We start from the raw sequence: 21,540 nt of genomic DNA on the forward strand, positions 1-21,540 counted from the left end.
GCCGGCCAGGACGCTGGAGATGGCGATGGACAGGGCGAGCCACACGACGGTGCCGATGGCGAGGTTACCGAAGGAGTTGGCACCGGCGCCGAAGATGACGCCGAGGGCGCTGAGCGACAGCTGGGTCACGACGCCCACCGCCAGCCCGGCAATCACCCCCGTCCAGTTGATTCGTGTCACGATGGTGCCGTTCTCGACGAGCGTCATGCGATCCCCCTGCTGGTGCTGTTCTTCATGTCGTCTGCGGCCTGACGGGCCGAGTCCTTGGCGTCCTGCCACGCTTCACCTGCGCCGTCGGCGGCCTTCTCACCGGCGCGTTTCACCTCGCCGGCGGCGCGCCGAACGGCGTCCGTCGGGGAATCGCCCTGCGCGACATCGTGCACGGCGTCCTTGGCCGCGTCCGCAGCGCGCTTCAGGTTGCCCTGGAGGCCGGGGTCGATTGTACCCAGCAGGTCATGCACCCGGTCGCGGACGGCGGGGGTGCTGCGGTACAGCGCATAGGCTGCGCCAGCGACGATCACGAGGCCCCAGGGGAACCCGCCCCCGGAGCGGCGTGACACGTCGCGGCGCAGGTGGCGCAGCTCCTGCTGCACGTCGCCCAGCAGGGCCAGCACCTGCTTCTGGTTGTTCAGAAGCTTGTGCTCGGCGTCGCGGCTGACCGCGAGGTGCGTGACGTCTTCGGTGGCGTTTTGAACTTGGCGCTTCAGGGATTCAAGGGCATTCATCATGCACTCCTTTGTTCAGACGATGAGCCGGCCTATCGAGTGACTTTTACGGGAACGTTCTATGGTGACTACATGGAATGTGCCGTGCAAATCAACTCTGCCGGGTGCTCTGGCATCTCTGCCGCATCCTGACGCGTTGGATTCTGCTGGACGTCTGGTCATTCTTCCTGTGAGGGAAATAAACGAAAGTGCATGATCCTCAGAACATGAACGGTCGGTTGACCACAGTGTGAAATGTTATCGAAGGATTGGGGTGGACTCATACACATTGATTCGGGAAAGAATAAGTGCTGGGGGTTGGCGGCTTTCGTCGGCATTCATTCCGCACACTGCAGAACGAGGCGTCATGGGAGCAGCCCATTCGCCATCGTGTTCAGGTCAATTCCTTTGCAAGTCAAGTTCTGTGCCGGCGCCGATCACGACCATCCTGCGCCGTCGGCACAGCGGCGGGAACTCAACGAGGTCTGTCGATCCGAAGGCCGACGGCGACGTGTTGATTGAGGACCAGCCGCTCAATGGTTGACGCTGGCGCCGCAGCGGTGGGCGGTCGTATCAGACCGACCTCTGCTGGAGTCAGGCCAAGAAGGGTAGAGCGCAACTGGGCGACCCTAATGCTGAGGGATGGCCTAGGTCTGGGCTTTGCGTGGCCCAGCGGGCAAGGCCGCGCCAGTCCGCGCGCCGATCAGGGCAGCGTGTTCCCGGCGGCGAGCAGGATGCCGTACCACTCCTCGCGGGTCAGGTGGACGTCGGCGGCCTTGCAGCAGTCGATCAGGCGGCCCTCGTTCATGGTGCCCGTCACGGGCTGCATGTGCGCCGGGTGCCGCAGCAGCCACGCCATGGCAATGGTCGTGTTGCTCACGCCGTACTTCGCGGCGATGTCATCAATCTTCGCGTTCAGTTCCGGGAATTTCGGGTTGTCGAGGAACACGCCCTCGAAGAAGCCGAACTGGAACGGCGACCACGGCTGGATGGTGATGTCGTGCAGGCGGCAGTAGTCGAGGATGCCGCCGTCGCGGTCGACCGCCTCGGCGTTTTCCATGTTCACGTTGAAGCCGCGCGTGATCATGGTGGCGTTCGTGATACTGAGCTGCAGCTGGTTGGCGATCAGGGGCTGCTTGACGCTCTTTTTCAGCAGCTCGATCTGCATGGGCGTCTGGTTGGACACGCCGAAGTGCCGCACCCTGCCGGACTGTTCCAGCTCGTCAAAGGCGGCGGCGACCTCGTCCGGCTCGACCAGAGCGTCGGGGCGGTGCAGCAGCAGCACGTCCAGATACTCGGTCCTCAGGCGCTTCAGGATGCCGTCCACGGACGCCAGGATGTGTTCCCGGCTGAAGTCGAACTGGCCGGGCCGGATGCCGCACTTGGACTGGAGGATCAGACCCTCGCGGACGCTGGGGCTCATGTGCACGGCGTCTGCGAAGATCTCCTCGCAGCGGCCCTTGCCGTAGATATCGGCATGGTCGAAGAAGGTCGCGCCCTGCTCCAGCGCGGTGGCCACGAAGCGCTCCGCGGCGGCCGGGTCCAGAGAGTCGATCCGCATGCAGCCGACGGCGATGACGGGCACCTGCAGGTCGCTCGTTCCGAGTGGGATGGTTCGCATAGGCCCTCCAGTGGCAAAACCGGCCGCTCCGGGTTCGGGCGGCGGGCAGACCCCGATCGTAGCGCGCGTGCCGGGCGTGTGAGGGCTGTGGAGCAAGCGTGAAGAAACTCCGACCATGACGGGCCGCGCTGCCGGGCGTAGGGTCACGGACATGGACTACCGCCATCTTGGCCGCACTGGCCTCAAGGTCAGCCCCCTGTGCCTGGGCACCATGAACTTCGGCCCGGAAACCACCGAGGCCGACGCCCACCGCATCCTGGACGAGGCGCTGGACGCCGGCGTGAACTTCATCGACACCGCGAACGTGTACGGGCGCGTGGCGGGCGAGGGCGTGACCGAGCAGATCGTGGGCCGCTGGCTGGACGCGGACAAGTCCCGGCGCGGCCGGGTCGTGCTGGCCACCAAGGTCTACGGCAAGATGGGCGAGGGCCCGAACGACCAGAAGCTCAGCGCGTACCACATCCGCCGCGCGTGCGAGGACAGCCTGCGCCGCCTGAAGACCGACCACATCGACCTGTACCAGATGCACCACATCGACCGCGCCACGCCGTGGGACGAGATCTGGCAGGCGATGGAGCGCCTCGTGCAGGACGGCTCGGTGGTGTACGTGGGCAGCAGCAACTTCGCGGGGTGGAACATCGCCCAGGCGAACACCATTGCCGCCCAGCGGCAGTTCCTGGGGCTGGTGTCCGAGCAGAGCCTGTACAACCTGAACGCCCGCATGATCGAGCTGGAGGTGCTGCCGGCGTGCCGGGCGTTCGGCGTGGGCATGATTCCGTGGAGTCCGCTGGGCGGGGGCCTCCTCGGCGGTGTCCTCCAGAAGGCCGAGGGCGGGCGCCGGGCCAGCGAGACCATGCAGAAGAACATCGAGAAGTATCGTCCACAGCTGGAACGCTACGAGGCGCTGTGCCGCGACCTGGGCCACGAGCCGGCCGACGTGGCGCTGGCGTGGCTGCTGCATCAGGACGGCGTGACCGCCCCGATCGTCGGGCCGCGCACGTCCGAGCAGCTCGCCGGGGCGCTGCGCGCGCTGGACCTCACCCTCGACGAGGCCACGCTCAGGACACTGGACGAGATCTGGCCCGGTCCGGGCGGGCAGGCGCCGGAGGCCTACGCCTGGTAATGCCCCCAGTACCCCCATGGGGTGGTCGGTCCGTGAATGTCGGCATTCATCGGAGCGTGGACATTCTCACGAGTGTGCCTCACCATGAGGGCCATGAACGTTGGTTGGACGGCCGGACAACACAGCACGAACCTCGCCGCACTGCTCGGCGAGGACGACGTGCTGTACCGCGCCGCCCAGGGGCTGCTGTGCCTGCGCGCCACGCCCGGCCGCTCACAGCGCCTGATTCCGATGGTCGTGCGCCGCGCCGGCCGCTTCGAGGTGCTGGGCCGCCTGGGGCAGACGCTGCGGGTGCCCCCGCTGGCGCTGGGGCTGGACGCCGAACTCGATCAGGTGGCGCACCTGCGCTCATCCCGCACGACGCCGCTGGGTGTGGAGTCGCTGTTCGACGGCCGGGTGCTGGACGCCGACCTGCTGTATGAAGTTGAGAGCGACGCGGTCGCGGCCCTGACGATTCCCGTCGGTGCCGTGGCGCGCGCCCTGAACGCCCGGGACCGCGCGCGCAGCCGGCCCGCATGGCGCTGGCCGTGGGACCGCGCGGCCTTCCTGAGCGATCCGCAGGCCGAGCGCGAGGTGAAGTCTGCCCTCGGCGCCCTGCGCCGCGCCGCCGGAGACGTCCAGCTCACCCGCCGGGACAACGGCGCCCGCGAGAGCGGCGATCTGCGGCACGTCCACTGAGGTCAATCGCCCACCGCGCGCCCCGTCACGCCGACGGGGCGCTTCACGTAGGCTCGGGGCATGAAGCGAGTGGGTGTGATCGAGGGCTTCTACGGCCCGCCGTGGACGGATGCGCAGCGTGAACGGCTCTTCGGGCGCATGGCCGGGTGGGGCATGGACACGTACCTGTACGCGCCCAAGGACGATCCGTGGCATCGGCAGCGCTGGCGGGACCCCTACCCGCCGCAGCACGCGCAGACGCTCTCGGCGCTGGCCGGCGTGGCCCGGTCCCGCGGCGTGCAGCTCGTCTACGCGCTCTCGCCGGGCCTGGACCTCGACTGGACCGCGCCGGAAGACCGGCAAGCGCTGATCGCCAAGTACGCGCAGGTGGCGGCGCTGGGCATCCAGGAGTTCGCGCTGCTGTTCGACGACATTCCATACAGCGACGACCGCGCCGCGCAGGCACGGGTGCAGGTGGAGGCCGCCCACGCGGTCATGGACGCCCTGTGGCCCGGCGGGCAGGCGGGCGCCTTCCTGTTCTGCCCGACGGAATACTGCGGGGAGCGTGCCGTGCCGTCGGTGGCGACGTCGCCGTACCTGCGGGAACTCGGCGCGGGACTGCGGGACGGCATCGAGGTCTTCTGGACCGGTCCGCAGGTCGTGTCGCCCACCATCAGCGTGGACAGTGTGCAGGAGGTCAATGCCGTCCTGCGCCGTCCGGTGCTGCTGTGGGACAACCTGCACGCCAGCGACTACACCCTGCACCGCCTGCATCTCGGGCCGTATGCCGGGCGACCCCTGGCGCTGCGCGATCACCTGAGCGGCATCCTGAGCAACCCGAACACACCGCTGGAACCGAACACGCCCGGCCTGCACAGCCTCGCGGAGTACGCGCGGGCGCAGGACGGCTGGACGCCGGACGCCTCGCTGGAGCGGGCGCTGCGGGCGTGGTTGCCGGAATTCGGCGCGCAGCCGGACGACGGGGTGATGCTGGACGGCCTGCGCGTGCTGGCCGACGCCCTGTACCTGCCGGGGAGCCTCGGGCCGCGCGCACAGGCGCTGCTGGACACCGCACAGGCCCTGTCTGGCCCGCTGCCGGACGCGCAGCGCGCTGAGCACGCCCGGACCCTGCGCGAGGCGGCGCGGTCCCTGGGGCGCGTGCTGCGTGCGCTGGAAGCGGGCCGCAACCGCGACCTGCTGTTCGACCTGCATCCCTTCCTGGCCGATCTGATCCAGGAACTGCACCGCCTGAGCGCGCCCGTGAGTGGGCCGGACGTGGACGACCCGGAGGTCTTCCTCTACCGCGGCTCGCTGGCCGACCGCCTGCTCGCCCTGGGCTGGGACGGCGCCGGGGACACGTGAGCAGGCCGGTATCCGCCGTTCACGTCCGGTGACGTTCGCGGTCATCCTCGGCACGGCCCTGGACGTCCGGTGGCACGGCCCGCCGCCTGGCGCCGCGCCCACCCTGGTGTTCCTGCACGAGGGCCTGGGCAGCGCCGACCTGTGGCGGGATTACCCGGCCCGGCTCGCAGGAGCCGTGGGTTGCGGCGCACTGGTGTACACCCGCGCCGGGTACGGCCGCAGCGGACCGGCGACCCTGCCGCGCCCCACCGACTACCTGCACCGCGAGGCGCTGGAGGTGCTCCCGGCGCTGCTGGAGCAGCAGGGCGTGCGCGAGCACGTGCTGATCGGCCACTCGGACGGCGGGAGTATCGCGCTGATCCACGCGGGCGGCGCGCCCCGACCGGGTCTGCGCGGCGTGATCACCGAGGCCGCGCACGTCTTCAACGAGGCCGTGACCCGCGCGTCCATCCGGGCGGTGACGGACGCCTACGCCACCACGGATCTGCGCGACCGGCTCGCCCGGCACCACGACGACGTGGACATGGCGTTCCGCGGGTGGAGCGACGTGTGGCTCAGCGACGGGTTCCGGGACTGGACCATCGGGTCCGTCCTGCCCGGCGTGACGGTGCCGCTGCTCGTCATCCAGGGCGAGGACGACGGGTACGGCACCGCCGCCCAGGTCGAGGCCATCGTCTCGCAGACGTGCGGCCCGGCCGAGGCGCTGGTGCTGCCCCACTGCGCCCACGTACCCCACCGCGAGGCGGTGGACGCCACCTTCGCCGCCATGGAGGCCTTCTGCCGGCGGGTGCTACGTGCCACAGGCACGCCGGAGGACGACGTCCGGTAACAACCGGTGTCCGGCCGCCCCGAGCGGGGCCGGACCGGCCGAGACGCGCCGGAGACGTGTCGCCCACGTGTGTGGGACGTGCGTTTGCTGCCCGCAGAACTCTGCGCGGATCAGACCGGGTCGGGGGGGGGCATCCCCCCGGAGTCCAAAGGCTGACCGCGCTCCGGCCCATTGACCGCCCGCTGACGTGCGTGCCTCACGGTGTCGGCGGGGCCTTCATTCTTCACATCTGAGCGCGGCCCGTCGTCCACCGACTGGCGGCCCTGCTGATATTGGCTGAACCGAGTCCAGGACGCTATTTTCACCCGTTCTTCCTGCCGCTTCCGAATCGTTACTGCCCCCCTCACCCGCCGGGGGCTGGAAACCGGGACAGACGTTTTTCACAATATTCATGCGGCGTGTTAAGTTTTCCGCATTTGCGTTCTCCGTCCGCCCCGACCCCCGCGCTCCAGAGACCTCTGCACCGAGGAGACCGATGCTGTCCGCCCTGACCACAGCCCAGCCCACCACCGACCTGCGGGTCGCCCTGTACACCGAGGGCACCTACCCGCAGTCGCACGGCGGCGTGAGCGTGTGGGTGGACCAGCTCGTGCGCGGCCTGCCGGAACACACCTTCGAGGTGCGGGCCATCACGGGCGTGCCGTACGCCCGCCCGGCCGTCGAGCTGCCGGCCAACGTGCAGGCGATGGCCGTGCCGCTGTGGGGCGACGCCCCCCGGCCCGCCGGACGCACGCCCGAGCGGACGCGCCAGATCACCGATGCCTTCGCCACCGTGGCCGGCGCGCTGTGCCGCATGGATCAGGAGGCCTTCGGCGCCGGCCTGCACGCCCTCGCGGTGCTGGGCCGGAGCGGTGGCTTCACGGCCGTCCTCGACTCGCCGCGTATCACGCAGCTGCTGCTGGACACGTGGCGCACCGAGGCGGCGCGGCAGCGTCAGGAGCGGGACCGCAGCGCTCCCCGTCTGCCCGCGCCCAGTGTCGCGGACGCCCTGGACGTGCAGATGTGGCTGGAGCACGCGCTGCGCCCGCTGTGCTCGCCCGCGCCGCAGGCCGACATCGGCCACGCGGTCAGCAACGGGTTTGCGGGCATGCTCGCGCTCAGCGGCCTGTGGACCCACGGCACGCCGTTCGTGCTCACCGAGCACGGCGTGTACATGCGGGAACGCTACCTGGAATTCCGGCGCTCGGCCTTCACGCCGGGGTTCAAGACCATGCTGCTGCGCTTCTACCGCCTGCTGACCACGGCCGTGTACCGGGAAGCGTCGCTGGTGCTGCCCGGCTCGCAGTACAACCGCCGCTGGGAGGAGCGCCTGGGCGCCCACCCGGACAAGATCCACTGCGTGTACAACGGCATCGACCCGGATATCTTTCCGCCGGCCGAGGACGAGCCGCAGGAGTCCGTGGTGAGCTGGGTGGGCCGGATTGATCCCCTCAAGGACATCGAGACGCTGATCCGCGCCTTCGACCTGGTGCGCCGCCAGCGTCCCAACGCCCGGCTGCGCCTGTTCGGCGGCGTGCCCAGCGGCAACGAGGGCTACGCGCAGCACTGCGAACTCCTGACCGACCAGCTGAACCTGCGCCCCAACGTGACCTTTGAGGGCCGCGTGGCGGACATCACCGACGCGTACCGCGCCGGGCAGGTCGTGGCGCTCACCAGCGTCAGCGAGGGCTTTCCGTACACCGTGATCGAGGCGATGGCGATGGGCCGCCCGCCGGTCGCCACCCGCGTGGGCGGCGTGCCCGAGGCGGTCGGGGACGCCGGGCTGATCGTGCGGCCGCGCGACGTGATGGGCGTGGCGAGCGCCCTGGGCCGGCTGCTGGACGACGCCCCGCTGCGCGCCCGGCTGGGCCGCGCCGCCCGCGAGCGCGTGATGGACCTGTTCACCCTCGACGGCTGCCTGGTCGCGTACCGCCGCGCGTACCCCGCCGCGATGGCCGGGAGGCCCGCGTGAGCGCCCGCACGGAGTTCGGTATGACCCGCACGGGCAGCGCCCGCATCGCCGCGCTGCCGGACCGACTGCGCGAGGTCGACCTGACGCTTGCCACGGACCGCGCCCGCGTGGGAGACGTCGAGGAACTCGCGGCGTACCTGGAAGCCGACGGCCTGGGCGACGAGGTGCTGCGCGCCCGCTACGGCACGGCTGGCCTGTTCGACGCCGCCGAGCGGCTGTACGTGCAGCGCGGCACGGGGCAGGCGCTGGGACGCCGCCGCCACGCGCAGATGCCGGCGTTCCCGTGGGCGCGGGCGGCGCGCGGCCCGCTGTACCTGCTGCCCGGCCTGAGCGGTCTGCTCGCCGCGCGGGTCCTGGGGCCGGCCGCCACCGACGCCTTCGTGGGCGCCGCCATGTTCGGCTGGGGCTGGACCACCACCATCGGCAGCCTGCGCTACGCCGAGCCGTTCGGGGTGCCCGGCCACGCCATGCGCGCGTTGCTGGTCCTGGGCGCCGGGGCCGGCACGCTGGGCGGCGCCCTGTGCGCGGGCCTGAGCGGGGGCACGCCGGACCTGCGCAGCGCCGCGCTGGGCGCCCTGGTGGGCGGCACGGTCGCGCTGTCGTCGGGCGCGGCGGGCGTGCTGCTGTCGCTGCACCGCACCGGTCCCTACGCCCTGGCCTTCGCCATTCCGCTGCTCGCGGCGGTCGCGGTGACCGCGGCGCCGACCGCCGAGGCGGCGCTGGCCACGCTGGGCCTGCTGGCGCTGATGCCGCTGCTCTCGGCGCTGCACGCCACCCGTCCCGCCGGGCAGCTCCGGCCGAGCTGGGCGACGCTGCGGCCCCACCTGGCGCACGCGCCGCAGGGCTGGATGCTCGCGCTGACCTTCGCGCTGCTCACGCAGCGGCTGGGCGCGTGGACGCTGCTGCCCCTGGTGCTCGCCACCGGCCTGCTGGAGGGCACGGTGTGGCACGTGCAGGAGCGCTTGCAGCGCGCCGCGCGGCTCAGCGCCGACCTGCGCGAGCTGCGCCGGACCGGGCTGCCCACCGTGCTGCTCGGCGCCGCCGCCTTCGCGCTGGTGCCGGCCGCGTGGGCGTACATCGTGCCGCGGCTGCCGATCGCGGTGCCGGCCCTGCCGGACGCGTGGGCCTTCGTGGGCCTGTACGGCGCGGCCCTGATGCTCAGCGCGTGGCTGGCCAACCACGGGCGGCTCGTCGTCCTCACGCTCACGTGGGCGTGCGGCGCGGCCCTGATGCTCACTCCTGTGTTCTCTTCTTCCCTCCCGGCGCTCTGCACCGCGATGACCCTGCTGTGCGCCGCGCTGTCCGCCTTCGCCCTGCACGCTTCCCTCGATCCAAGGAGCTACCGATGACCCAGACCCTGCTGCCCACCGCGTCCCGCGCTTCGTCCTCCCGCCCGCTGGTGGCCGTCACCGGCGCCGACGGCTTCATCGGCTCGCATCTGACCGAAGAACTCGTGCACGCCGGCTACCGCGTGCGGGCCATGGCCATCTACAACTCGCAGGGCTCGTACGGCTGGCTCGACCGGGTCGGCCCCGAGGTGATGCAGCACGTGGACGTGCAGCTCGGCGACGTCCGCGACGCCGGCAGCGTCCGGGCGCTGATGCAGGGCGCCCAGACGGTGTACCACCTCGCCGCCCTGATCGCCATTCCGTACTCGTACGTGGCGCCGCGCTCCTACGTCGAGACGAACATCACCGGCACCCTGAACGTCCTGGAGGCCGCACGCGACCTCGGCACCGGCCGCGTCGTGCACACCAGCACCTCCGAGGTGTACGGGACCGCCCGCAGCGTGCCCATCCACGAATCGCACCCCCTGCAGGGCCAGTCGCCGTACTCCGCCACCAAGATCGGCGCGGACAAGCTCGCGGAGAGCTACCACCTGAGCTTCGGTCTGCCGGTCGTGACCCTGCGTCCCTTCAACACCTACGGCCCCCGGCAGTCGGCGCGCGCCGTCATCCCCACCATCATCAGCCAGGTGGCGGCCGGGCAGCGCGAGATCCGCCTGGGCGACCTGCGTCCCACCCGCGACTTCAACTACGTGGGCGACACCGCCCGCGCCTTCCGCGCGGTGGGCGAGGCGGGGTCCGAGGTGCTGGGCCGCACCCTCAACGCCGGCTCCGGCCGCGAGATCACGGTGGGCGACACCGTGAAGCTCATCGGGCAGGTCATGGGCGCCGATCTCGAGGTCTCGCAGGAGGACATCCGCCTGCGCCCCGAGGGCAGCGAGGTCATGCGGCTGCTGGCCGACCACACCGAACTGCGCACCCTGACCGGCTGGGCGCCGCAGGTCTCCCTGGAAGAGGGCCTGCGCCGCACCGCCGAGTGGTTCACCGATCCCGCCAACCTGGCCCGCTACCGGGTCGGGGAGTACACCGTCTAAGTCCTGCGCGTCTTCCCTGAGTCCACCCGTTCAATCTCGGCGCGCCCACCGCTCGTGGGTTCAGGAGTTCCCATGCACGCCGTCATTCTCGCCGGAGGAAAAGGCACCCGCCTGCGTCCCTACACCACCTGCGTTCCCAAGCCCCTCGTGCCCATCGGCGACACCTACTCGATCCTGGAGATCGTGCTGTACCAGCTGCGCTCGCGCGGCTTCACCAGCATCACGCTGGCGATCGGGCACATGGGTCACCTGATCCGCGCCTTCGTCGGTGACGGCAGCCGCTACGACCTGCGCGTGGACTACACCGACGAGCTGATGCCCCTGGGCACCATCGGCCCGGTGCTGAACCTGCTCGACCGGCTGCCCGAGCACTTCCTGATCATGAACGGCGATGTCCTGACCAACCTGGATTACGGCGCGTTCCTGACCCGCCACGTGCGCGGGAGCGCGCCCGTCACGGTCGCTACGTACCGCCGCGAGATCCGCAGCGAGTTCGGCGTGCTGGACGTGGATGACGCCGGGCAGAGCATCGTCGCCTTCCGCGAGAAGCCCTCGGTGCCCTTCCACGTCAGCATGGGCGTGTACGCCATGACCCGCGAGACCCTGCGCCGCTACACGCCCGGCCAGGTGCTGGGCTTCGACACCCTGATGCTCGACCTGCTGGCGAGCGGCGAGCGCCCCGGCAGTGACCTGTTCGGCGGGTACTGGCTGGACATCGGCCGCCCCGAGGACTACGACACCGCGAACGAGCAGTGGAACGACATGGCGCCGGTCCTGCTCCCGCACATGTACCAGAGCGCGGCGGACTGATTCCCGATGACGGCCGGCGCCCCCCACGACTCCCCGGTGCTGCTGCTCGGCGCGGCCGGCTTCCTCGGCCAGCACGTGGCCGCCACGCTGCGCGCCGCCGGCCGGTCCGTGCGTGAGGTGCGTGGCGTGGACCTCGCCGGTCTGGACGACCGCGCGTGGGATGACCTGATGGCGGGTACCGCAGGCGTGGTGAACGCCGCCGGCCGCACCGCCGGCACGCTGAGTGACCTCACCCGCGCCAACGTGCTGCTGCTGGCCGGCGCGCTCGACGCGGCCGCCCACGCTGGCGTGCCGCTGGTCCACCTCGCCTCTGCGGCCGAGTACGGCCGGACGCCCGACGGCCACGCTGCCCGCGAGGACGGCCTGGCCACCCCGCTCTCGGCGTACGGCGCGAGCAAGCTGGCCGGCACGCTGCTGCTCCAGCAGGCGGTGCACGGCGGCCACGTGCGGGCGTGTGCGCTGCGCGTCACCAACCCGCTCGGGCACGGTATGGGCGCCGGCACCCTGCCCGGCCGCGCCGCGCAGCAGGTCCTGGCGGCCGGGACCGCGCCCCTGCGCTTCGGGCCGCTCGGCGCGCAGCGGGACTTCGTGGATGCCCGCGACGTCGCCCGCGCCGCCGTGCACGTCCTCGATCTGCTCGGCGCCGGTCACACCGTCCCGGACGTGATCAACGTCGGCAGCGGCGAGGCCCGCCCCGTCCGCGATGTGGTGCACGGCCTCGCCGCGCTGGCCGGCCACCGTGGACCGCTGCTGGAGGACGCGCCGGGCAGTCCGCGCAGCGGTGACGTGCCCTACCAGCGCGCGGACCTCACCCGGCTCCACGCCACGGGCTTCACGGCCCAGCACACCTTTGACAGCAGCGTCATGGCCCTGCTCGGCCCTGTGCCCGCCCACTAATCCTCATTCCATGCCCTCAAGGAGCTTGTCGATGTCCCAGTCCCCTGCCCGCCTGCTCGGCGTCCTGACCCTCAGCCTGATCCTCGCGTCGTGCGGCACCAGCACGCCGACCCCGGCGGCCACCGCTGGTGGGCCCAGCGCCCAGACCCCCGTTTCCCAGGGACCCGACGCGCCCGACACCGTGAACCTCGACGTCGGTCACGGGCACGGCGAGCGCTCGCTGCCCGGCATGGAGATCGACCCCTCGACCTTCCCGACAAACGCCCGCCTGGGCACGCCCGTCATCCGTCCCAGCACGCGCCTGGGCGCGCAGGCCCTGCCCGCCAACATCCAGCCGAGCATGACCGCCCTGAAGGTCCTGGTGCTCAGCTCCGGCCCCACCGACTTCGGCCTGGCAACCGCCAAGGCCATGCTCCAGGAGTCCGGCGTGCCCTTCGACGTTCTGGACGCCACGGTGGACACGCTCGACATGAACCGGCTGATCGACAGCGCCGGCGTGGGCCGCTACCAGGGCGTCATCCTGACCAGCAGCGCCCTGATCTACGCCGACGGCACCGGCCTGTACCCCAGCGCCCTGGACGCCGGTGAGTGGGCCACCCTGTTCGAGTACGAGCGCACCTTCGGCGCGCGCCAGCTTGCGCTGTACGGCTCGCCCGGCACCACGCCCGAGGACTATGGCCTGCGCGCGGCGGGCGGGGAGACCAGCACGACCAGCATGACCCTGAGCACCGCCGGCCGCGCCGTGTTCGGCGACCTGACGGCCACCGCCGTGCCCGTGAACTACGCCTACACGTACCCGGCCACCGTGACGCCCGTGGACGGCGTGACCACCCAGGTGCTCGCCACGGACCCGGCCGGCCGGGTACTGGCCGCGACCAGCACCAGCGCAGACGGCCGTGAGCGCCTGATCCTGACCAGCGCCCAGAACCCCTACCTGCTGCACTCGCAGCTGCTGTCCTACGGCCTGACCCAGTGGCTCACGCGCGGCGTGCACCTGGGCGAGCACCGCCGCTTCCTGCAGGTGGACGTGGACGACCTGTTCCTCAGTGGCGACCGGATCGACCCGAACACCCTGGCCCTGCGCGCGCAACCCTACCGCCTGTCCGGCAACGACCTGCTGAACATCTACTCGCAGATGAAGAACGTGCAGGCCGCCTACCCGGTCGCCAAGTCCTTCCGCTACGCCATGATGTTCAACGGCGGCGGCGCCAACACCTCGGTCCTGCCGCTGTGCGTGAACTGGACCTTCCTGACGTCCGACATGCTCAGCAGCGCCGCGAAGTGCCTGGCCGGCCAGTTCGACTGGGTGAACCATACCCGCGACCACCTGCGCATGGACGTCATGGACCTGCCCACCGCCACCACCCAGATCGCGGACAACTTCACCATCGGCGCCCGCATGGGCCTGTCCATGAGCCGCAACGCCATGGTCACCGGCGAGCACAGCGGCCTGGGCAACATGGACCCCAAGGACGACGGCACCTACAACGACTCGGACGTGAACCTGCCCAAGCAGGACTTGGGCCTGGGCCGCAGCAACCCGAACATGCTCAGCGCCGCCGTGAGCGCGGGCGTGCGTTACATCGCCAGCGACCACAGCGTGGCCAGCCACTGGGACGCGAGCTGCATCACCTGCGGCGTGCCGCACCCCCTGAACAGCGGCGTGTTCCTGGTGCCGCGCTACCCCAACGCCATGGCGTACTACGTCACGGACCCCACCGAGGAAACCGCGTACTACAACAGCATGTATGCGCCGGGCGGCAAGTTCCCCTACTACGACCACAGGCTGACCTACGCGGAGATCCTCGACAAGGACAGCGATTTCACCCTCAACCACATCCTCGACGGCGGCGCGTTCCCGCACTACATGCACCAGACCAACCTGCGCCAGTACGCCGCCGGCAAGAGCCTCGCCACCGACTGGGTGCGCGCCTCGCTGGACAAGTACGGCCGCTACTCCACCCTGCCGCTGACCACCCTGGCGTGGTCGAACCTCGGCCCGTACCTGGAGCGCCACACCCGGGAGGAGAAGGCCAAGGCGGCCGGCACCCTGAGCGGCGTGTGGAACCGCGCCACCAACCAGGTGACCGTGACCAGCACCGCCGGCAGCGTGCCCGTGACGGTGACCGGCGACACCGCCGGCGCCCTGTACGGCACCTACCGCAGCCGCTCCATCGACGTGAACGGCAGCGTGACCGTCACCGTCGCTCCCCGCTGACCACGCCCGTGACCGGGACGGCCCTGCACCGCGCGGGCCTCTCGGTGTACTACGGCCCGCCGTGCCCGGACGCCCTCAGCGTCCTGGCGCGGCAGGCCACCGTCGTGGTGCAGAGCGGCCTGTACACCCCGGCCCAGCTCGCGCGGCTGCGGCGCACCACCCACGTGCTCGGGTACCTCAGCCTGGGGGAGGACCACCCGCTGGGCACGTGGGCGTGCGTGCCGGGCAGCGCGCCGTACCACACCGGCGTCAACCCGGCGTGGGGCAGCGTGCGGGTGGACGCGCGGCACCCGGCGTGGCGGGCCACCGTGCTCGGCCGGGCCGCGCTGGCGCTCGCGCACACCGACGGCGTGCTGCTCGACACGCTCGACAGCGCGGACCCGGACGCGACCCTCGGGCTGGCGCGCGCGCTGCGGGAGCGCTGGCCGCACGTCACGCTGTACGCCAACCGGGGCTTTCCGCTGCTGCCGGACCTCGCGCCGCTGATCGACGGGGTGCTGATCGAGGCCTTCAGCACCACGCACGCGCCCGCGCCGGCCCTGCACGACCCGGACGGCCTCGCGTACACCGCCCACTGGCTGCGCGAGGTCCGGGCGCTGGGCCTGGACGTGCACGCCCTCGACTACGCCGACACGCCCGCGCTGGCCGCGCAGGCCCGCGCGCGCGCCGATACTGAGGGCGTGGCCACCTTCGTCACCACCCGCGCCCTCGACCTCCCCGGAGGCCATCCATGAAGACCATCCGTCCCTGTCTGCTGGCCCTGCTGCTCGTCGCGTGCTCGTCGGCGGGCAGCGCCGGCACCGGTACCGGCACGACCACGCCCTTCACGCCTCGGCCCGACGCTGCCACTCGCCCCCAGCGGCTCGCGGCGGCGCGCACGTGGGGCTATCAGCTCACCGGGTACGGCGCCGCTGGCCTGAAGGGAGTGCAGGCCTCGCCCTTCGATCTGGTGGTGGTGGACGCCGGCGACGACGACGGCACGCCGTGGACGCCTGAGGCGGTCGGGGCCGCGGCCACCCGGCCTGGCGGCGCGGGGCGCGTGATGATCGGGTACCTCAGCATCGGCGCGGCCGAGGACTACCGCCCGTACTGGCAGGCCGCGTGGTCGGCCAGCCCGCCCCCGTGGCTGCTCCAGGAGGACCCGGCGTGGCCCGGCAGTTTCAACGTCGCGTATTGGAACGCCGAGTGGCAGGCCATGATGCTGCGGCAGCTCGACAAGGTGATCGAGTCCGGCTTCGACGGCGTGTACCTCGACCTGGTGGACGCCTACGAACTCGATCCGCAGCGGCCCAGCGCCCGCGCGGAGATGGTGCAGTGGGTGTGCCGGATCGCCGCGCACGCCCGCGCCCGCGACCCGCACTTCCTGATCATCCCGCAGAACGCCTCGGCGCTGATCCGCGACCCGGGCTACGCGCCCTGCGTGGACGCCCTGGGCAACGAGGAAACCTACGTCTACGCCATGAACACGCCCACCGAACCGTCCCGGCAGAGCACGCTGCTCTCCGACTACGCGGTGTGGAAGTCCCTGGGCAAGCCCGTCTTCGCCATCGACTACGCCAATACCGAGCCGCTCGTGACCCAGACCTACGCCCGCGCCCGCGCCGCCGGCCTGGTGCCCTACGTGACGGTGCGGGCCGTGGACGTCCTCACGCCCGGCCGCTGAGGCCACCCCCGCTATACCCTGGGGCCATGCGCGCCCTGCTCTACGACGCCTTCGGTGCTCCGCCCCGCCTGGAACACGTTCCCGACCCCGACCCCCGCCCGGACGGCGTGGTCGTCGAGGTCGGGGCCAGCGGCGTGTGCCGCAGCGACTGGCACGGCTGGATGGGCCACGACCCGGACATCGTGCTGCCGCACGTGCCCGGCCATGAACTGGCGGGCACGGTGGTCGCGGTCGGGGCACAGGTCCGCGCGTTCCGGCCCGGCGACCGGGTCACGGTGCCCTTCGTGGCCGGCTGCGGTCACTGCGAGACCTGCCGCTCCGGCGATCCGCAGGTCTGCCCCACCCAATTCCAGCCGGGCTTCACGCACTGGGGCTCGTTCGCGCCGTACGTGGCGCTCGGGTACGCCGACCACAACCTCGTGCGGCTGGACGACGCCGTGGACTTCGCCACGGCCGCCAGCCTGGGGTGCCGCTTTGCCACCGCCTTCCGCGCCGTGGCGCAGCAGGGCCGCGTGCGCGGCGGCGAGTGGGTCGCTGTGCATGGCTGCGGCGGCGTGGGCCTGTCGGCGGTGATGATCGCCTACGCCCTGGGCGCCCGGGTCGTCGCGGTGGACATCGACCCGGACAAGCTCGCGCTGGCCCGGACCCTGGGCGCGGAGGTCACCATCGACGGCCGTGCCGGCGTGGACGTGCCCGCCGCCATCCACGCGGCCACGGGCGGGGGTGCCCACGTGTCGGTGGACGCGCTGGGGCATCCGCAGACGCTCACGAACTCCGTGCTGGGCCTGCGCCGGCGCGGCCGGCACGTGCAGGTGGGCCTGCTGCTGGCCGACCACGCGCGGCCCCCGGTGCCCATGGACCGCGTGATCGGTTGGGAGCTGGAGCTGCTGGGCAGCCACGGCATGGCCGCGCACGCCTACGGCGGGCTGCTCGGCCTGATCCGCAGCGGCCGCCTCGACCCCGCCGCGCTGATCGGCCAGCGCATCGGCCTGGACGGCGCGGCCGACGCTCTGATGACCATGAACGCGTTCGCCGGCACCGGCGTGACCGTCATCGACCGCTTCTGAGGCCGGCGCCGGTCGTCAGTCCTCGTGGATGGCGACGTGCAGGGTGTCGGCCGTGATGAAGCCGCGGTACATGCCCTCGGTGTTGTAGGGCAAAACCACGTTGCCGTGCCGGTCGACCGCGCACAGGCCCGCGCCGACGCCCTGGAGGGTGCGGTGGATCAGGTCCTGGGCCGCGTGCTCCAGCGTCTGGCCGGCGTACAGCAGGCGCGCGTGCAGGTCGTGCCCGGCCGCCACGCGGATGAACAGTTCGCCCTTGCCGGTGCCGGACATCGCGCACGTCCGGTCGTCCGCCCACGTGCCCGCCCCGATGATGGGCGAGTCGCCCACCCGGCCGGGTGGCTTGGCGGTATACCCACCGGTGGACGTGGCGGCGGCCAGGTGCCCGTGCGCGTCGAGGGCCACCGCGCCGACGGTGCCGTGCTTCTCGAACTCGGTCGCGCGGGCGGTGGTGCCCAGGGTCTCGCGCTCCAGCATCGCGCGCAGCGCGTCCTGGCGGGCGCGGGTGGTGAAGTGCGTGTTCGGCACCGGCGCGAAGCCGTGCGCCTCGGCCCACGCGTCTGCCGCGTCCCCGATCAGCAGCAGCGGGTCGGACACCCCAGCCAGCGCGCGCGCCACCTGCACGGGATTGCGGATGCGCCGCGCGCCCGCCACCGCTCCTGCCCGGCCGGTCGCGCCGTCCATCAGCGAGGCGTCGAGTTCGTGCACGCCGTCGCGGTTCAGGGCGGCGCCCGTGCCGGCATTGAACACCGGGTCGTCCTCCATGACCTGCACGGCGGCCGTGACGGCATCGACGGCGCTGGCTCCGTCCTGCAGCAGGGCGTACCCGGCCTGGAGGGCGCGCCGCAGGGCGTCCCTGGCGGCGGCGTTTGTCTCGGGTGTCAGGGACGCGCGCGGAATCGCGCCGCAGCCCCCGTGGATGGCGAGAACCGGAGTGGGCATCGTACACCTCTGGAGTGAGCGAAGGGCGTGTGGGCGGCGTCGCCGGCACCCTGTAGGGTGGGGACACCATGACTGAACTCACCGGACCTGTTCCTTCCGCCGCTTCCGACCTGACGGGGCGCGTGGCGATCGTCACCGGCGCGTCCTCCGGCATCGGGCGGGCCACCGCGCTCGTGCTCGCGCGAGCGGGCGCGCGGGTGGTCGCGGCCGACGTGACCGTGGACGGCGGCGAGGCCACCGCCCAGGCGATCCGTGACGCCGGCGGCGACGCCACCTTCTTGCCGTGCGACGTCTCCGACGCCCCCCAGGTCGAGGACATGGTCGCCAGCGCAGCCGAGCACTTCGGCGGCGTGGACATCCTGGTGAACAACGCGGGCATCTCCGGCGGCGCGAGCCTGCTGCATGACCTCGATCCCAAAGTCTGGGACCGGGTGATGGCCGTGAACCTGCGCGGGCCGTTCCTGTGCGCCAAGTACGCGCTGCCGCACCTGCTCGCCCGGCGCGGCGTGATCGTGAACGTGGCCTCCACCTACGGCGTGATCGGCGCGCCGCTGGCCCCCGCGTACTGCGCGTCCAAGGGCGGCGTGGTCACGCTGACCAAACAGCTCGCGGTGGACTACGGCCCGATGGGCGTGCGCGTGAACGCCGTGTGCCCCGGCTATGTGGACACCGACATGGGTGGTGGCCGCGCCCGCCTGGGGCCGGAGGGCCAGGCCGCCGCGAACGCCCGCCGCGAGGCCGCCGCCGCCCGCCAGCCCATCGGCCGGCAGGCGCACGTGGACGAGATCGCCCGCGTGATTGCCTTCCTGTCCTCGGACGCCAGCTCGTTCATGACGGGCTCGGTCGTCACGGTGGACGGCGGCTGCACGGCGACCTTCAACCACGGCTGAGGAGCGGGGGAGGAGCCGGGAGCGCGGCGCTTTCCGCCCGCTTCCCGCCCGTCCCCCGCCGCCCACCGTCATCCCTGGTCGAGCGGGCGCATCAGGATCTCGTTCACGTTCACGCGCTGCGGCTGCGTGACCGCGTAGACCACCGCCGCCGCGACGTCCTCGGCCTCCAGCGGCGTCATCTGGGCGATGCGGCCCTCGTAGGCGTCCTTGGTGGCCGTGTGCGTGATGTGATCTGTCAGCTCGGTGGCGACCACGCCAGGCTCGACGACAGTCACGCGGATGCCGTGCAGGCGCACCTCCTGACGCAGGCCCTCGCTGAAGCCGCCGACCGCCCACTTGGTCGCGCTGTAGCCGGCGCTGGTGGGGCCGGAGCCGCGCCCAGACACCGAGGAGATGTTCACGATGTGCCCGCTGCCCTGCGGTTTCATCACGCCGATGGCCGCCTGCGTGGCGTGCATCAGCGCCAGGACGTTCAGGTCGAGCATGCGGTGCCAGTCGGTCGCGTCGGCGTCCGCGACCGGCCCCAGCAGCATCAGGCCCGCGTTGTTCACCAGGATGTCCAGCTGGCCGAAGGCGCTGACCGCCTGCGTCACCGCGTCCCGCGCCTGCGCGGGCTCGGCGAGGTCGGCGGCGACCACAGCGGCTCGCCCGCCCTGGGCAGTGATCTCGGCGGCCAGGGTGTCCAGGCGCTCGCGGCGCCGGGCGGCGAGCACCACGGCCGCGCCCACTTCGGCCAGGGCGCGGGCGGTCGCGGCGCCGATGCCGCTGGACGCGCCGGTGATCAGGGCGACCTTGCCGGACAGCTTCAGGTTCGGTTGGTTCATGCGTGACTCTCCTGCGGGGCGAGGTCGTACAGCCCCGTGAACTTGTCGGTGAGGTAACGGAGGTACGGCTGCGGGTCCAGGCCCCGGCCGGTCGCGCGCACCAGCAACTCGTGCGGCGTGAAGGTGCGCCCATGGCGGTAGATGTGCTCGGTCAGCCACTCGCGCAGCGGCGCGTACTCGCCGGCGGCGAGCTGGGCCTCCAGGTCCGGCAGGGCCGCGTGGGCCGCGTCGTAGAACTGCGAGGCCATCACGTTCCCGACCGTGTACGTGGGGAACGACCCGAACAGCCCGGACGACCAGTGGATGTCCTGCAACACGCCGCGCGCGTCGTCCGGCACGTCCAGGCCCAGGTCGGCCTTCACGCGGGCGTTCCACGCGGCGGGCAGGTCGGCCACGTCCAGCTCCCCGCCGATCAGGGCGCGCTCCAGCTCGACTCGCAGCATGATGTGCAGGTCGTACGTCAGCTCGTCGGCCTCCACCCGGATCAGGCTGGGCCGCACCGCGTTCACGGCGCGGTGGAAGGTGTCCAGATCGACGTCCGCGAGCTGCTCCGGGAAGGCACCTTGCAGCGCGGCGTAGTGCCGCTCCCAGTACGCCCGCGAGCGTCCGATGCGGTTTTCCCACAGCCGCGACTGGCTCTCGTGTGTGCCGTAGCTCGCGCCGCCCACCGCGTACAGGCCGGTCAGGTCGCTGGCGAGCACCGTGCGGGTCAGGCCCGGGTCGATGCCCTGCTCGTACAGGGCGTGCCCGGTCTCGTGCAGCGTGCCGAACAGCGCGCCGCTCAGGAAATTCTCCTGGAAGCGGGTGGTGATCCGCACGTCGTTCCGCGTGAAGCTGATCTCGAAGGGGTGCGCGGACTCGTCCAGCCGCCCGCGCAACGTGTCGTACCCGAAGCGCTGCGCGGCGGCCAGCGAGAAGGCTTTCTGGGCAGCGGCCGGGTAGTGCCGCCGCAGGATGTCCGTGCGCGGCTCGGGCCGGGTCTGGATCTGCCGCAGCAGCGGCACGTGATGCGCGCGCAGGCGCTCGAACAGGGGAGACAGCGTGCGCAGCGTCAGGCCCGGCTCGTACAGGTTCAGCAGCGCGTCGTACGGGTGGTCCGCGTAGCCCAGCGCGTCCGCGAGGTGACGGTTCAGGTCCACCATGCGCCCCAGCAGCGGCGCGAAGACCGCGTAGTCGCTGGCCGCCCGAGCCCGCGCCCAGACCTCCTGCGCCTCGGTCTTCAGGGTCGCCAGGTCACGGGTCAGCGCCTCGGGCACGCGCCTCAGGGCGGCGATGGCCTCCAGGGCCTGCGCGGCGGCCGGGTCGCCGTCTGCGGCCCGCGCGGCCTCCTCGAAGGCCGGGTCGAGGGTGCGTTCCCGCGCCAGGGCGGAGATGGTCGCCATCTGCCCCCCGCGCGTGGCGCTGCCGCCGGGCGGCATCTGCGTGCGGGCGTCCCACGTGAGCACGTTCAGCACGCACAGCAGGTCGTTGATCTCGGCGGAACGCCGCGCGAAGTCGGACGGAGCGGAGTCGGTCATAGGAATCCTTTCTGGGAGCGGTAACCACAAGAGTTGGTGGGAATCCTCTTCAACTCCTGTGGGGCGAGCGGGCTGGCACAGCTCGAAG

At 71.8% G+C, this 21,540-nt stretch carries 19 protein-coding genes and 1 pseudogene; 14 read left to right on the plus strand and 6 right to left on the minus strand.

Going from position 1 to position 21,540, the window contains the following annotated elements:
* From HNQ07_RS05170 to HNQ07_RS05180, 3 genes and pseudogenes are all read right to left on the minus strand, one after another.
* Window positions 1-207: pseudogene (locus HNQ07_RS05170) on the minus strand (hypothetical protein); the annotation flags it as partial.
* The gene (locus HNQ07_RS05175; RefSeq protein WP_184109889.1) at window positions 204-728 is read right to left on the minus strand and encodes a YtxH domain-containing protein; all 525 of its coding nucleotides are present in this window, start codon (window positions 726-728) and stop codon (window positions 204-206) included. The gene HNQ07_RS05175 and the pseudogene HNQ07_RS05170, both read right to left, overlap by 4 nt.
* A gap of 679 nt (window positions 729-1,407) precedes the next feature.
* Window positions 1,408-2,325, minus strand: coding sequence for an aldo/keto reductase (locus HNQ07_RS05180; RefSeq protein ID WP_184109890.1), 918 nt, complete (start codon window positions 2,323-2,325; stop codon window positions 1,408-1,410).
* Between the two features lie 115 nt (window positions 2,326-2,440).
* On the opposite strand from HNQ07_RS05180, the gene HNQ07_RS05185 reads away from it, so the two are divergent.
* From HNQ07_RS05185 to HNQ07_RS05245, 13 genes are all read left to right on the plus strand, one after another.
* A complete protein-coding gene (locus tag HNQ07_RS05185; protein WP_229831870.1) occupies window positions 2,441-3,448 on the plus strand; it encodes an aldo/keto reductase in 1,008 nt (335 codons plus the stop codon).
* A gap of 93 nt (window positions 3,449-3,541) precedes the next feature.
* Entirely contained in the window at window positions 3,542-4,126 is a 585-nt protein-coding gene (locus HNQ07_RS05190; RefSeq protein WP_184109891.1) for a hypothetical protein, read from the plus strand.
* Between the two features lie 60 nt (window positions 4,127-4,186).
* The gene (locus HNQ07_RS05195; RefSeq protein ID WP_184109892.1) at window positions 4,187-5,467 is read left to right on the plus strand and encodes a beta-N-acetylglucosaminidase domain-containing protein; all 1,281 of its coding nucleotides are present in this window, start codon (window positions 4,187-4,189) and stop codon (window positions 5,465-5,467) included.
* Between the two features lie 28 nt (window positions 5,468-5,495).
* The gene (locus tag HNQ07_RS05200; RefSeq protein ID WP_184109893.1) at window positions 5,496-6,296 is read left to right on the plus strand and encodes an alpha/beta fold hydrolase; all 801 of its coding nucleotides are present in this window, start codon (window positions 5,496-5,498) and stop codon (window positions 6,294-6,296) included.
* Between the two features lie 475 nt (window positions 6,297-6,771).
* Window positions 6,772-8,247, plus strand: a complete 1,476-nt coding sequence (gene pelF / locus HNQ07_RS05205) for a GT4 family glycosyltransferase PelF (protein ID WP_184109894.1) — start codon at window positions 6,772-6,774, stop codon at window positions 8,245-8,247.
* Window positions 8,244-9,596 (plus strand): hypothetical protein, encoded by a 1,353-nt coding sequence (locus HNQ07_RS05210; protein WP_184109895.1) that lies wholly within the window; start codon window positions 8,244-8,246, stop codon window positions 9,594-9,596. The genes pelF and HNQ07_RS05210 overlap by 4 nt, the downstream gene beginning before the upstream one ends.
* The gene (locus HNQ07_RS05215) at window positions 9,593-10,627 is read left to right on the plus strand and encodes an SDR family NAD(P)-dependent oxidoreductase (RefSeq protein ID WP_184109896.1); all 1,035 of its coding nucleotides are present in this window, start codon (window positions 9,593-9,595) and stop codon (window positions 10,625-10,627) included. Before HNQ07_RS05210 ends, HNQ07_RS05215 begins: the two co-directional genes overlap by 4 nt.
* A gap of 72 nt (window positions 10,628-10,699) precedes the next feature.
* A complete protein-coding gene (locus HNQ07_RS05220; protein WP_184109897.1) occupies window positions 10,700-11,437 on the plus strand; it encodes a nucleotidyltransferase family protein in 738 nt (245 codons plus the stop codon).
* Between the two features lie 6 nt (window positions 11,438-11,443).
* Window positions 11,444-12,334 carry an NAD-dependent epimerase/dehydratase family protein gene (locus tag HNQ07_RS05225; protein WP_184109898.1) on the plus strand — a complete coding sequence of 297 codons (891 nt, stop codon included), beginning with the start codon at window positions 11,444-11,446 and terminating at the stop codon, window positions 12,332-12,334.
* 31 nt (window positions 12,335-12,365) lie between these two features.
* On the plus strand, window positions 12,366-14,552 hold the full coding sequence (locus tag HNQ07_RS05230; RefSeq protein WP_184109899.1) for an Agd3-related carbohydrate-binding protein: 2,187 nt from the start codon (window positions 12,366-12,368) through the stop codon (window positions 14,550-14,552).
* A gap of 8 nt (window positions 14,553-14,560) precedes the next feature.
* Window positions 14,561-15,286 carry a putative glycoside hydrolase gene (locus tag HNQ07_RS05235; protein ID WP_229831869.1) on the plus strand — a complete coding sequence of 242 codons (726 nt, stop codon included), beginning with the start codon at window positions 14,561-14,563 and terminating at the stop codon, window positions 15,284-15,286.
* Entirely contained in the window at window positions 15,283-16,215 is a 933-nt protein-coding gene (locus HNQ07_RS05240) for an MJ1477/TM1410 family putative glycoside hydrolase (protein ID WP_184109900.1), read from the plus strand. The genes HNQ07_RS05235 and HNQ07_RS05240 overlap by 4 nt, the downstream gene beginning before the upstream one ends.
* A gap of 26 nt (window positions 16,216-16,241) precedes the next feature.
* Window positions 16,242-17,282, plus strand: coding sequence for a zinc-dependent alcohol dehydrogenase family protein (locus HNQ07_RS05245; protein ID WP_184109901.1), 1,041 nt, complete (start codon window positions 16,242-16,244; stop codon window positions 17,280-17,282).
* A 15-nt stretch (window positions 17,283-17,297) separates the two neighbouring features.
* Here the strand turns inward: HNQ07_RS05245 and HNQ07_RS05250 are convergent, their stop codons facing one another.
* On the minus strand, window positions 17,298-18,221 hold the full coding sequence (locus HNQ07_RS05250; RefSeq protein WP_184109902.1) for an isoaspartyl peptidase/L-asparaginase family protein: 924 nt from the start codon (window positions 18,219-18,221) through the stop codon (window positions 17,298-17,300).
* 68 nt (window positions 18,222-18,289) lie between these two features.
* Between HNQ07_RS05250 and HNQ07_RS05255 the strand changes: the two genes are divergently transcribed.
* A complete protein-coding gene (locus tag HNQ07_RS05255) occupies window positions 18,290-19,111 on the plus strand; it encodes an SDR family NAD(P)-dependent oxidoreductase (protein ID WP_184109903.1) in 822 nt (273 codons plus the stop codon).
* Window positions 19,112-19,179: 68 nt separating this feature from the next.
* On the opposite strand, the gene HNQ07_RS05260 is transcribed toward HNQ07_RS05255, so the two are convergent.
* A complete protein-coding gene (locus HNQ07_RS05260) occupies window positions 19,180-19,935 on the minus strand; it encodes an SDR family NAD(P)-dependent oxidoreductase (protein WP_184109904.1) in 756 nt (251 codons plus the stop codon).
* Window positions 19,932-21,452: a carboxypeptidase M32 gene (locus tag HNQ07_RS05265; RefSeq protein WP_184109905.1), complete on the minus strand. Its 1,521-nt coding sequence runs from the start codon at window positions 21,450-21,452 to the stop codon at window positions 19,932-19,934. The genes HNQ07_RS05260 and HNQ07_RS05265 overlap by 4 nt, the downstream gene beginning before the upstream one ends.
* Window positions 21,453-21,540 lie beyond the last annotated feature (88 nt).

It is taken from the genome of Deinococcus metalli (genome assembly GCF_014201805.1).
Taxonomy (GTDB): Bacteria; Deinococcota; Deinococci; order Deinococcales; family Deinococcaceae; genus Deinococcus; species Deinococcus metalli.